General features: G+C 53.9%; 10 protein-coding genes and 1 tRNA gene. 7 read left to right on the forward strand and 4 right to left on the reverse strand.

Translation table 11 applies throughout. The features are described from left to right. Positions 1-210 precede the first annotated feature (210 nt). From QZ305_RS10850 to QZ305_RS10870, 5 genes are all read left to right on the forward strand, one after another. Positions 211-2,667 carry a glycosyltransferase gene (locus QZ305_RS10850; RefSeq protein WP_294731951.1) on the forward strand — a complete coding sequence of 819 codons (2,457 nt, stop codon included), beginning with the start codon at positions 211-213 and terminating at the stop codon, positions 2,665-2,667. Between the two features lie 78 nt (positions 2,668-2,745). Next, positions 2,746-3,714: a dipeptidase gene (locus QZ305_RS10855; RefSeq protein ID WP_294731953.1), complete on the forward strand. Its 969-nt coding sequence runs from the start codon at positions 2,746-2,748 to the stop codon at positions 3,712-3,714. A gap of 21 nt (positions 3,715-3,735) precedes the next feature. Next, the gene (locus QZ305_RS10860; protein WP_294731954.1) at positions 3,736-4,734 is read left to right on the forward strand and encodes a tyrosine-protein phosphatase; all 999 of its coding nucleotides are present in this window, start codon (positions 3,736-3,738) and stop codon (positions 4,732-4,734) included. 448 nt (positions 4,735-5,182) lie between these two features. Then, the gene (locus QZ305_RS10865) at positions 5,183-6,094 is read left to right on the forward strand and encodes a sugar phosphate nucleotidyltransferase (protein ID WP_294731956.1); all 912 of its coding nucleotides are present in this window, start codon (positions 5,183-5,185) and stop codon (positions 6,092-6,094) included. 66 nt (positions 6,095-6,160) lie between these two features. Next, entirely contained in the window at positions 6,161-6,559 is a 399-nt protein-coding gene (locus QZ305_RS10870; RefSeq protein ID WP_294731957.1) for a hypothetical protein, read from the forward strand. 338 nt (positions 6,560-6,897) lie between these two features. Here the strand turns inward: QZ305_RS10870 and QZ305_RS10875 are convergent. The 4 genes from QZ305_RS10875 to serC form a co-directional block, all read right to left on the reverse strand. Next, a tRNA-Glu gene (locus tag QZ305_RS10875) sits at positions 6,898-6,972 on the reverse strand. Positions 6,973-7,089: 117 nt separating this feature from the next. Next, on the reverse strand, positions 7,090-7,866 hold the full coding sequence (locus QZ305_RS10880; RefSeq protein WP_294731958.1) for a PHP domain-containing protein: 777 nt from the start codon (positions 7,864-7,866) through the stop codon (positions 7,090-7,092). Next, positions 7,856-9,019, reverse strand: a complete 1,164-nt coding sequence (locus QZ305_RS10885; RefSeq protein ID WP_294731959.1) for a phosphoglycerate dehydrogenase — start codon at positions 9,017-9,019, stop codon at positions 7,856-7,858. Before QZ305_RS10885 ends, QZ305_RS10880 begins: the two co-directional genes overlap by 11 nt. Further along, a complete protein-coding gene (gene serC, locus QZ305_RS10890; RefSeq protein ID WP_294731960.1) occupies positions 9,019-10,095 on the reverse strand; it encodes a 3-phosphoserine/phosphohydroxythreonine transaminase in 1,077 nt (358 codons plus the stop codon). The genes QZ305_RS10885 and serC overlap by 1 nt, the downstream gene beginning before the upstream one ends. 249 nt (positions 10,096-10,344) lie before the next feature. On the opposite strand from serC, the gene QZ305_RS10895 reads away from it, so the two are divergent. Both QZ305_RS10895 and QZ305_RS10900 read left to right on the forward strand, forming a co-directional pair. After that, the gene (locus QZ305_RS10895) at positions 10,345-10,839 is read left to right on the forward strand and encodes a hypothetical protein (RefSeq protein ID WP_294731961.1); all 495 of its coding nucleotides are present in this window, start codon (positions 10,345-10,347) and stop codon (positions 10,837-10,839) included. A gap of 49 nt (positions 10,840-10,888) precedes the next feature. After that, complete coding sequence (locus tag QZ305_RS10900) at positions 10,889-11,560, forward strand: hypothetical protein (protein WP_294731962.1); 672 nt, start codon at positions 10,889-10,891, stop codon at positions 11,558-11,560. Positions 11,561-11,650 lie beyond the last annotated feature (90 nt).

The raw sequence follows: 11,650 nt of genomic DNA on the forward strand, positions 1-11,650 counted from the left end.
CAGTGCCGAACGGCACGCTGGGTGGTGTGAGAGGGACCTAGTCTCTACTCGATTCCGCAGCCTGCTTCTGTCAGACCGCATCCTGGTGCAAGGCATGGGATTGGACCACTGCCGGAAGGTACGATATGTTGAAGCCGGGACTCTGCCTGTCACAGCCTGATTCACACCACACCGGCTCACCGGGCAGACTCGTCAATGGAGAGGTATCAAATGAGTTTCACTGTACTGTTTCCGGCGGCAGCAGCCCTGCAGGATGCCCGGGTGTCTGCCGTATTTACAATTCTTTACTCTGTCATTGCCCTCAGCGCCGCCATCATGTGCTTCACCGGCATCAGACAAAACCGGACCATGCTCACGCTGCTGCTGGCATCAGCTGCAGCCATACCGCTGCTCAGACTCATTCATCTAGCCGGCGCTGTACTAACCGGGCTGGGACAGTACGTCCTTTTTTTCACTCTGTTCTTTGTGCTGGGTCTGCTGCTGCACAGTCTCATTGTGCATCTGGTTTCCACCGGTACGACCCATTCAGACGCTTCCAGCCGCAGCTGGCGGCATCTCGCCGCTTCCGCGGGCCTGTCTGCAGTCTGCAGCTGGGCACTCTGGAAGCTGTCTCTTCGGGCAGATCTGTGCGCCGGGGTTTTTCTGGTGCTGCTGATCGCCAGCCGCATGACCCGGATGTATTTGGTCCGGCACAGAATTCTCCATCATACCTATGCAGAGATACAGAAACCGGTCCCGGCCCGCAGCGTGCGGCGCAGTGTGATGATTCTTTCCGCCTATGTCTCCCTTTTGTATCTGTTCTGGCGGATTCTGTTCACACTCCCTTCCGGCAGAGGGCTGCTGACATCGGTCTGTGCGGTGCTGCTGCTGTCCTGTGAAGCCATGGACATTGCAGATTCTCTGCTGAACAACCGGATCATCAGCCAGCGTGGTTCCTATCCGCTCCCTGACACAGATCCGGATGCTGTATGGCCGGATGTGGATGTGTTCATTGCCACATACAACGAAAGCCGCCAGCTTCTGTACAAAACAGTCCGGGGCTGTCTGAACATGGCCTGTCCGGACCCGAAGCGGGTTCACATTTATCTGTGTGATGATGGACAGCGCCCGGAAATCCGGGATCTGGCTGAAAAACTCCATGTGGGATATCTCACCCGGGCTGACCGGACTGGTGCGAAAGCAGGAAACCTGAACAATGCCCTGAAGCACACCACCTCTCCGCTGGTGGTGACCTTCGATGCGGATATGATCCCCCGCCGGGACTTTCTGACGCAAACCATTCCCTATTTTCTGCATGCCTGGAAACGGAACGCCGGACTGCCGGAGAAAGAACAGATCCCTCTTGGGTTTGTCCAGACACCTCAGGCGTTCTACAACGAAGATCTGTTTCAGCATCATTTGTACCGGGAACGGGTGACGGGGAATGAACAGGATTACTTTTTCAGGGAAATCCAGCCGGCGAAAACAGCATCCAACAGCGTGATCTATGCCGGCAGCAACACTGTGATCAGCCGAGAAGCACTGGAGACAGTGGGCGGATTCTTTACCAGAGCCATTACGGAAGACTTTGCCACCGGACTGCTGATCGAAGGCAGCGGCTACGTTTCTCTGGCACTGCCCACACCCCTGGCCTTTGGCCTGTCCCCGGAGGATCTTCCGTCTCTGATCCAGCAGCGGATCCGCTGGGGACGGGGCGTGATCAATGTTCTGTATCAGATCAACATTTTCTTCACAAACCGGTTTTCTGTGGCGCAGAAAATCAGCTATGGCACCGCCATATTCTTCTGGGTCCGGAGCTGCATCCGCATGGTGTATCTGATTATCCCGATTCTCGCGGCATTTTTTCACATTCCGTTTGTGGACAGTACCATTGGTCCCATGCTCTGTTTCTGGGTGCCGTATCTGCTGATGCAGTATGTCTTTGAACTGGCCATGACCGATTCCAGACGGAGCACTCCCTGGACAAATATCTATGAGACGATCCTGTGTCCGTTTCTGGCCGGCCCCATTCTGCAGGAACTGCTGGGGATTTCCCTGAAGACCTTTAAAGTCACGGACAAAAACCGGGACCGGGGGACACACTTCGCCTGGCGGTATGTTCTTCCGTTTCTTGTGCTGACCATTCTGGATGCTGCGGCTTTGCTGACAGGAATCCTGAACCTTGTGCAGGGTGGACGATCCGGCGGCATTGTGACTGTGTTCTGGCTGGCATACAATCTTGTGCTTCTGTGCATCTGCCTGCTGTTCATGATCGGACGCAGAACCGAAACGCTGGTGGGACTCCGGAAGTCTGTCATCTCCTGCGACCTGCTGGCAGCAGACAGCCGGCAGATGCAGACAGGTGTGGCAGTCGGGCTCAGCGAACAGGAACTTGACATTGTTCTTCACGGAACCGCAGAGCTCCCCAAACCGGGTGACAGCTGTGAAATCAGGCTGGACGCAGATCATTGGACTGCAGCGGTGCAGGCTGTCTGCACCGGCAGTAAAATGCAGAAAGGACTGCAGGTGATGCGCTTTGCCATTGAGCATGTACCAGATGCGGATCAGTTTCTTTCCATACTGTATGACCGGGACCTGGCTTACGAAAGCAGGCACCGTCAGCTGTTTCTGTCTCCGGCTCTGTTTCACACGCTGAAACACTGGTATCAGGATCATCCGGCTGGATAGACACTGCCGGCTGCTGCAAGCTGCCTGGCGGTGTATCAGCAGCCTATAATGAACTCAAAGGAAACGGAGGAGCCGGTTATGAGTCAACAACTCTGTCAGAGTACATCCGATCTGCGCTTTGTGGATCTCCATTGCGATACCATCTCAGAAATCCGGGATCACCCGGATGCCACACACCATATCACGGTGCAGAAACTGGAACGGGGAAGTGTGGTCCTGCAGTGTTTTGCGCTTTTCACCGATCTGGAAAAGTACGAAAAACCGGAGAAACGGGCACTTGAACTCTATGGGACCTATCTTCGTTTTCTCCGGGAGAATCAGGAAGACATAGCGCCCGTGCACACCTGGCAGGATTACATCGATCTGCGGGAAAAACAGCTGATTGGCAGCATCCTGACGCTGGAAGAAGGAGATGTCACGTTCGGCGGACTGGAGTTTCTGGAAACCTGGCATGAACTGGGCGTCCGGATGATCACGCTGACCTGGAATCATCCCAACCGGCTGGCAGACCGGAACGGACTTACTGAGTATGGCACAGCCTATGTGCGGCGCATGGAAGAGCTGGGGATCGTGGTGGATGTATCGCATCTGCCGGACAAGGCATTCTGGGATGTCTGCAGGATCGCCACACGTCCGTTTATTGCCAGTCATTCCAATGCCCGGCAGCTTTGTCATGTATCCCGCAACCTGACCGATGATATGATCCGGGCAGTGGCCCGTCACCATGGTGTCATTGGCCTGAATTTCTATGCCCGGTTCCTGAAGGAAGGCGGAGAGGACTATTCCACACTGGATGACATGATCCGCCACCTTCGTCATATCATGGAAGTGGGCGGGGAAGATGTGATTGCACTGGGGACAGACTTTGACGGAATCACATCCGGCATGGAGCTGAAAGACGCAGGGGGACTGCATCAGCTGGCCCGGCGGATGCTGGAATCCGGATTCACCAGACAGCAGGTGGACAAGTTCTCCCATGCCAATGCAGAACGGGTGTTCCGGGATATTCTGGCAGACGGCACGCTGGCCGGCCAACCGGGCCACTGAACAGAACAGGAGAGAAGTTCCATGGAAAGCATTACACTGAAAAACACAGCCGGAAAAACCATCACCTACGAACCGGATGACATTCTGTGGTTTTTTGAAGAAACCGGCTCCGGCCTGCTGCGGATCATTGATACGGAGCGTCGTCTGGAGACATTCCCTCTGGATGCCAGACAGATCGCGCAGCTGCGGACACAGCTGCAGGCCAGTCACACGCCGATCTGGTTCGGCGCCTTCCAGGGTGAAAAACTGCCCCTGGAGAAGCTGCCGAATACGCGGGGACTGGGCGGACTTGCCTGTGGTCCCCAAAGCGTCATCGGTCACCACAGACTGATCCGATCCGGTGCACTGCATGATGCCACGAAAGAAGATCTGGCGTATCTTACTGGAACCATGGGCCTGAAGGTCGTGATGGACCTGCGGACGGATCTGGAAATCGCTGCGAAACCCGATCCCCGCATCCCCGGGGTCAAATGGATCCATGTACCGTTTCTGAATACCCTGGAGTATGAGAAAATCGGCCTCAGAACGCTGACAGAGGCAGGTCTGGAGGAGATGAAGGACAGAGGTCCGGCCATGATGGAAGAACTGTACCGGAAAATTGTCGGAGCGCCGGAGGGAATCCGGGGACTGCGCCGTTTCTTTGAGATCCTTCTGCAGCAGTCCGCCGGCTCAGTGCTCTGGCACTGCACCCAGGGAAAAGACCGCACAGGCGTTGCAGCGGCAGTGCTGGAGCGGATCCTGGGCTGTGATGCCCGGACTGTGGAACAGGACTATCTGCAGACCAACCCCTGTCTGAAAACCGAGGAAGAAGACACGGAGGACTGGCTGGAAAAGACCCTGCATCTGAACAGTCACGCAGCCGGAAAATTCAGCTTTCTGTTTGAAGCCCGGCCGCAGTTCCTGCAGGCAGCATGGGACTGCATTGACCGGGAATTCGGCGGGTTTGATTCCTGGCTGCAGAATCAGCTGGGGCTGACCGAAGACAGGCAGAATCAGTTAAGGGCCATGTATACCTGCTGAAGCGCGGAATCCTCAGGTGGGACAGATGTTCTAAATGATATGAGTATCTAAATACAATTGACCTCAAACCCTCGGTATAATGTATCCAGAGCAGGACATTCCGGATGCTGTGACCGCCGGGTACTGGGAATACAATGCCGATGAAGTGGACATGGGAGCTATTGGTGCGATACGCAAGTATAATGATTAGTTTTCAGGCATGGTCCGGACATCCGTCTTACTCACTGTAAGGAATCTGAACGATCCGGCGCAGATTCGCAGGAGAAAAGGGGCTGTACCCCTTTTTCTTTTCCTGGAAGAGGCTCCTGACACGCATCGCGGCTTTGTCCCGGAACCGTGACGAATGAAGCAAGATACGCTATGATTATTAAACCGGCATAAAGCCGGGACATCCATCCGGACCGGCGTCTATCCGACCCCGGGTGGACGGAATTTGGAGGTTTCAATCATGAATACAGCCCTGGTTATCATGGCTGCCGGACTTGGCAGCCGGTATGAAGGCGGGATCAAGCAGATCACGCCTGTAGGCCCGTCCGGAGAAATCATCATTGACTACTCGGTTCACGACGCACTGAAAGCCGGATTCAACCGCATTGTGTTCGTGATCCGGAAAGACATAGAACAGGATTTCATGGAAGCCATCGGCCATCGGATGGAGACTGTTGCCGCAAAGCAGGGAGCCGAGATCTGCTATGCCTACCAGTCTCTGGATGCCATAGATCTGCCGGTCCCGGAAGGACGGACAAAGCCCTGGGGCACCGGACAGGCTGTGCTGGCAGCCGCAAAATACCTGGATATGCCCTATATGGTGATCAACGCGGATGATTATTACGGCGTGGATGCTTTCCGGACAGTGCATGATTTCCTGCTTGCCAACCACGAGGATCAGGCAGTTGCCGGATTCATTCTGAAAAACACGCTGTCCGCCAACGGCGGTGTGACCCGGGGCATCATTGAAGTGAATGATCAGGGATTCGTGACGGATATTGCAGAAACAAAGGACATCCGCAAAGACGGCGATCATGCCACAGCAGCCGGCGGAAAGACACTTTCCCTGGATGCCCATGTGTCCATGAACATGTGGGGATTCCAGCCGGCTTACACCCGTCTGCTGCAGGAAGGTTTCGATGCGTTTCTTCACAGCATGGAGAATCCGCTGACAGACGAATTCCTGCTGCCAATTTTCACCAACAAACTGATCCACGAGGACAAAGTCAAAGTCAAGGTGCTGGAAAGCCATGACCGGTGGTTCGGCATTACGTATAAGGAAGACCTGCCGCAGGTGCTTCGGGATTTTGCAGCCCTGTACCAGCAGGGCATCTACGAGCCAGATCTCTACTCGGACCTTAAGAAACAGTAATTCAGAAGTGCTGATGGTTTGAACCCACCGCAGGGCAACGGTACACTGGGGACAGGGGTTGAGACTATGCAGAAAAACGATAAAACACTTTTGAACATCATGGGCTGGGTTTTCCTGGTCTGGGGATTTGCCACGATTCTGGTGGATGTACTGTGTCTGATGCTGGAAAGCATGCCGGTGCATGCACTGTGGGTGCAGACGGTAGCCGGCAATCTGGACATGATGGCCATTTCCGTGGTTATGGGATGCCTGGAGATTCTGGCAGGCGTATCTGCCCTGCGCTGGAGCGGAAAGCCGAAAAAAGCCCGCACACTGATGTATGTGAGCGGAACACTGCTGATTCTCTTTGCGCTGGAGGCATTCTCCTTCTATACCCAGACCGGTCAGATTGCCTGGCTGCGTCTGATTCTGGGCGTTGTATGTTCCGGGCTGATGTTTGCCGGGGCGTACAGAGAAGTGGCCTGATACACCGGAATATGAGCAGGGTCCGGGTTTCCTGATGCAGGAGCCCGGGCCTTTTCCTGTGCGGCCCGCTGTACTTTGTGCGATGCCCGGAGGCCAGGGAGCTGCTGCCCCTCAAAGAGCATGACCGGGCTGCCATCGAGGATGCGCTGTACAGCTGCTGCAGGATGATGGCAGAGCAGGATGGAAAAGTCAGAGAGTTCCGGATTGCGAAGATCCAGGACTCTTTTTTTACCTCTGTGCCGGGAAGACAGGATAATTTCCGGATTTCCAGGAGGATGATTGCCCTGTGTTTAACCCAAAAATAAAAAAAGCCCGGGAATCCGGACTTTACTGTCTGATGGCAGCGCGTACGGGATTCGAACCCGTGATACAGCCTTGAGAGGGCTGTGGCTTAACCGCTTGCCGAACGCGCCATTTGCCTGACTATCATAGCACGCAAAAAGAAGAGGAGTCAACCTCTTCTTTTGAATGGCATTCCTGCTCCTCTGTGAGAATCCGGGATGTTTCACGAACCGGATGGCGGAACCGGATCACAGAAGATCAAAGTTCATGCCCACATGCTTCGGGTAATGGGCATCACTGGCTGTGATCGTTCCGGCATCCATCCTGGCTGCGGTTTCGCGGAATGCAGGAGCCAGCCCGGCATCCGGGTGCTTGTACCGGTAGCTTGCGCCGGTGTTTTCCTCCAGCAGGATATGGTGTTTCCTGGCCAGCTCGCAGAGCCGGTCATATTCTTCCTGCAGGTCATAGCCCGGATCGTACTGATACATTTTGATGACATCCGGGTGGCCGATCTGGGTGAACAGACCGCTTTCCATGGCAGAGGCAACCTGATCGTAATACTGCCGGTAAATCCACTCGGCCGGTTCTTTCTCCCACAGGATCTCCCGGCTCCAGCCATCCATGTCATACAGACGACCCTGAATGGAATGAACACTGCCTACCAGAAAATCCCAGGGATAGACAGCCAGCTGTTCTGCCAGAAATTCCCGGCGGAAATCCGCCCAGCAAACCTCCAGCCCGAACGTCACCTCAATGGGGAACTCTTCCTTTCTGCAGGCTTCTATCAGCTGAATGTAATCCTGAATGGAGTTGATCTGTTTCTTGTCAAACCAGGCTTTCTGCCTGGGATCTGCCTGGATCACATCTTCATACATCGGAGCGAATTCATAAAACCGGTGTGTGTGATCCAGTATCTGCAGATGCTTCAGTCCTTTCTGCGCTGCTGCATTCACAAACTCCCGGACATAGTCCACACTCAGCGGACCATTTTCCAGATGGACGTGTCCGTCTGTGTCAGGCTTCATACACTTCCACCCGGATCACACCGTCCAGGCCCCGGATCTTGTCCAGGGCAGCTTCGCTGGGCTTGCCGTCCAGATCCAGCATGGTGTAGGCGATCTGATCCCGGGATTTGTTGATCAGGTTCTCGATGTTCGTGTCTTCCTGCGCAAAGGCATCGGTGATCCGGGAAATCATTTTCGGCTTGTTCACGTGGAAAACCGCAACCCGGTAAGGTGTGGACATGGCCGCACTGACATTGGGCATGTTGACGGAATTGGTGATGTTGCCGTGTTCCAGGTAATCCATGACCTCTCTGGCTGCTTTCACTGCACAGTTTTCTTCGGATTCATCCGTGCTGGCACCCAGGTGCGGGATCGGGATGACTTTGTCGTGCGCCGCCAGTTTTGCACTGGGGAAGTCTGTTACGTACAGTGCGACTTTGCCGGAATCCAGTGCCTCCAGCAGATCGTCATCATTGACCAGACCGCCTCTGGCAAAGTTCAGGATCTTCACGCCGTCTTTCATCTGGCTGATGGCTTCCCTGTCAATGGTGTTCTTTGTGGAATCCATCAGCGGCAGGTGCAGTGTCACGAAGTCTGCGTCCTTGTAGAGTTCCTTCAGGTCCTTGGCATGCTCGATCCATTTGGACATCTTCCAGGCATTGTCCACCGAGATGTAGGGATCGTATCCTTTGACCTCCATGCCAAAGCGCATGGCCAGGTTGGCCACTTCAATGCCGATGGCACCCAGCCCGATGACACCCAGGGTTTTCCCGGTCAGCTCATTGCCGGCGTATTTCTTTTTCTGTTTCTCCACGTCTTTTCCCAGGTTCGGGTTATCGGTCTGGGTTTTGCACCATTCAATTCCGTGATAAATGTCACGGCTGGCCAGCAGCAGGCCGGCGAATACCAGTTCCTTGACGGCATTGGCGTTGGCACCGGGTGTGTTGAAAACCACGATGCCCCGCTCTGTGCAGGCAGGCAGGTCGATGTTGTTGACACCGGCACCCGCCCGGGCTATGGCTTTCAGATTCTTTCCATAATCAAGGTCGTGCAGGTTTGCACTGCGGACCACGATGGCGTCTTCGTCCCCCAGGTGTTCCCCGACTTCAAAGGCATCCGTGAACTGATCCAGTCCTTTGGGCGCAATGTTGTTGTAAAGCTTTACGGTATACATCAGGCATTCTCCTCCTCAAACTTCTTCATGAAATCAATCAGCGCATCCACGCCTTCTTCCGGCATGGAGTTGTAGATGGAGGCACGCATGCCGCCTACTGTCCGGTGGCCCTTGATGTTGACCAGACCGGCTTCTTTGGCTTCCTTCACGAATTTTGCATCCAGCTCCTTGTCGCCGGTCACAAAGGGCACGTTCATGAGAGAACGGTCTTCCACCGCAACGGGATTGGAGTAGAGTCTGGAGCTGTCAATGTAGTCGTACAGCTTTTTCGCTTTCCGTTCATTGATCTTCTGCATGTTCTCCAGACCGCCGATCACATCTTCCAGATATTCGAACATCAAGCCGCACATGTAGATTCCGTAGCAGGGAGGGGTGTTGTATAGGGAATTGGCATCTGCGTGCGTCTTGTAGGTGAGCATGGTGGGCAGATCCGGACGGTCTTCAATCATGTCTTTTTTCATAATGACCAGCGTAACCCCTGCAGGACCGATGTTCTTCTGCGCACCGGCGAAAATCATGTCATATTTCGTGACATCCACCGGTTCGGACAGAATGCAGGAAGACAGATCCGCAATCAGGCGCTTGCCTGTGTGAGGCGGGAGTTCCTTGTATTTGGTTCCGTAAATCGTGTTGTTTTCGCAGATGTAGACATAATCTGTATCCGGATCCAGGTCTGCATCGGTGATTTTCGGAATGTATGTAAAGTTGTCTTCGGCACTGGAAGCCGCGATGTGGGTTTTCCCGAACTTTTCATGTTCCTTGATGGCTTTTTTGGTCCACTGACCCGTGTTGATGATGTCAGCACCGTTCTTCAGGAAATTCATCGGGATCATGTCGAACTGGAGACTGCCGCCACCCTGCAGAAACAGGATCTCGTAGTCTTCCGGAATGTTCATCAGGCGGCGCAGTCTGTCCTTGGCGCCATTGAGGATATTCTCGAAATCAGAGGATCGGTGGGACATCTCCATGACACTCATGCCGCTTCCGTTGGCATCAAGCATTTCTTCGCCGGCACGCTTCAGCACCCATTCAGGCAGGCAGGCAGGTCCGGCTGAAAAATTGTAAACTCTTGACATTGTTTTCATACCTCGGTGAAAAATTCCACCTTTCCTTTCATAGGACTCTTATTATACGCATCAACTTTGTGAATTCAAGCACAAGCAGAAGACTTGCGAAAAACATGTGTATATCTCAGATTGACAAAAGTCACATTCCCGCAGAATGCATCCACCTGATGAGCATTTCTGAACATTCCGGGCAGGTCAATGGTTTTCAGCCACTCAAAAACGTACGATAAGGACAGGCGAAAGCCCTGGAGGCAACAGATGGCAGAATTTTTCAAAGATCTGGAAAAACACATCGAAGACGGATGGGATGACATCAAAAACGCCGTAAAAGACGGTGCCGAAGACCTGAAGAAAGGGGCAGAATCCATGGAAGAGCGCATACCGGCCACCCCGGGCATGAAAGCGGAAGAAGCTGAAGCCGCAGGAATGGTGGAAGGCATGATGCAGGGGGATACGCTTTGCAGTCCCTGCGCATCCACGGTTTCCACCATTGCCAGAACACCCGGCCACACCGGACTGACTCTGGCAAATTCGGAAGGCATCATCGTGGCCCTGCCGGATGATCTGCAGGATCAGGTCAAGGTACTTGTCTCGGAGGGACAGCCGGTGTCCAAAGGCACACCGCTGATGCAGTTCAGTCAGGAAGCACTGAAGAGCTGCACCATTGATCTGGTTTCTCCGGAACTCACGAAGGGACCTGACGGAGAACCGGAACGGTTCATCCGTGTCTTCGGGCCGGTCAAACCGGAATGACAGAACAATCAGACACTGAATAAAAGAAAAACAGAAAGAAGGAACACACATGGCAAACGATTTCGAAAAAGGATGGGACGCATTCAAGAAGGACGTAGCGGAAGGATTCGACAAGGTCAAAGACGTATTTGAAGACGCCGGCGACAAAATCAAGGATACCTACGAAGAAGAAAAGAAGAAGATGGAAGCCAGAGAAATGGCAGACCGCGAAAAAGCACTGGAAGAGGCCAAGGCAGCCAAAGCCAAAGCAGAATCAGATCTGAAGGCAGCCAGGGAAAAATGTGCAGATGTGGAAGCACAGATCAAAGCCGGTACGCTGAAAGTCGAAGACAAGGCAGTTGAAGATGCCAAGGATCTCCAGAAGAAAGCGGAGGCTGATCTGGCCAAAGCCGAAGAAGCTGTCAAAGAAGCCCAGGCACGCCTGGATGAAAAGGCAGACGCTGCGAAGGAAAAAGCCATGGCAGATGCAGAAGCCGCCAAGGCCAGGGCAGAAAAAGAACTGGCAGATGCCAAAGCCGCTCTGGATAAATTCAATGCAGATGTAAAGGCAGGCGCGGCCAAAGCCGGTGACAAGGCAGAAGCAGATGCCAAAGCCCTGCAGGCCAAAGCGGAAGCCGATCTGAAAAAGGCCCAGGCTGAAATCGACAGCTTTGCGGACAAAGCCAGGGCAAAGGCTGCAGAAGTCAAGGACAAAGTCGAAGAAACAGTAAACAAGAAGTAATGAAACAAAACAAAGCACCCGCGGCGGGTGCTTTGTTTTTTAGTGTACCGGGCATGGTGCACTTCTAGCTGGTGAAAGTCCAGCCACGAT

Origin of the sequence: uncultured Faecalibaculum sp., from assembly GCF_910588395.1 — a bacterium.
Taxonomy (GTDB): Bacteria; Bacillota_I; Bacilli_A; order Erysipelotrichales; family Erysipelotrichaceae; genus Faecalibaculum.

Excerpts from the sequence above, each read along its gene's own strand:
- QZ305_RS10865 (WP_294731956.1), top strand. The coding sequence starts at position 5,183 with ATGAATACAGCCCTGGTTATCATGGCTGCCGGACTTGGCAGCCGGTAT.
- QZ305_RS10855 (WP_294731953.1), top strand. The coding sequence starts at position 2,746 with ATGAGTCAACAACTCTGTCAGAGTACATCCGATCTGCGCTTTGTGGAT.
- serC (WP_294731960.1), bottom strand. The coding sequence starts at position 10,095 with ATGTCAAGAGTTTACAATTTTTCAGCCGGACCTGCCTGCCTGCCTGAA.
- QZ305_RS10895 (WP_294731961.1), top strand. The coding sequence starts at position 10,345 with ATGGCAGAATTTTTCAAAGATCTGGAAAAACACATCGAAGACGGATGG.
- QZ305_RS10850 (WP_294731951.1), top strand. The coding sequence starts at position 211 with ATGAGTTTCACTGTACTGTTTCCGGCGGCAGCAGCCCTGCAGGATGCC.
- QZ305_RS10900 (WP_294731962.1), top strand. The coding sequence starts at position 10,889 with ATGGCAAACGATTTCGAAAAAGGATGGGACGCATTCAAGAAGGACGTA.
- QZ305_RS10885 (WP_294731959.1), bottom strand. The coding sequence starts at position 9,019 with ATGTATACCGTAAAGCTTTACAACAACATTGCGCCCAAAGGACTGGAT.
- QZ305_RS10870 (WP_294731957.1), top strand. The coding sequence starts at position 6,161 with ATGCAGAAAAACGATAAAACACTTTTGAACATCATGGGCTGGGTTTTC.
- QZ305_RS10880 (WP_294731958.1), bottom strand. The coding sequence starts at position 7,866 with ATGAAGCCTGACACAGACGGACACGTCCATCTGGAAAATGGTCCGCTG.
- QZ305_RS10860 (WP_294731954.1), top strand. The coding sequence starts at position 3,736 with ATGGAAAGCATTACACTGAAAAACACAGCCGGAAAAACCATCACCTAC.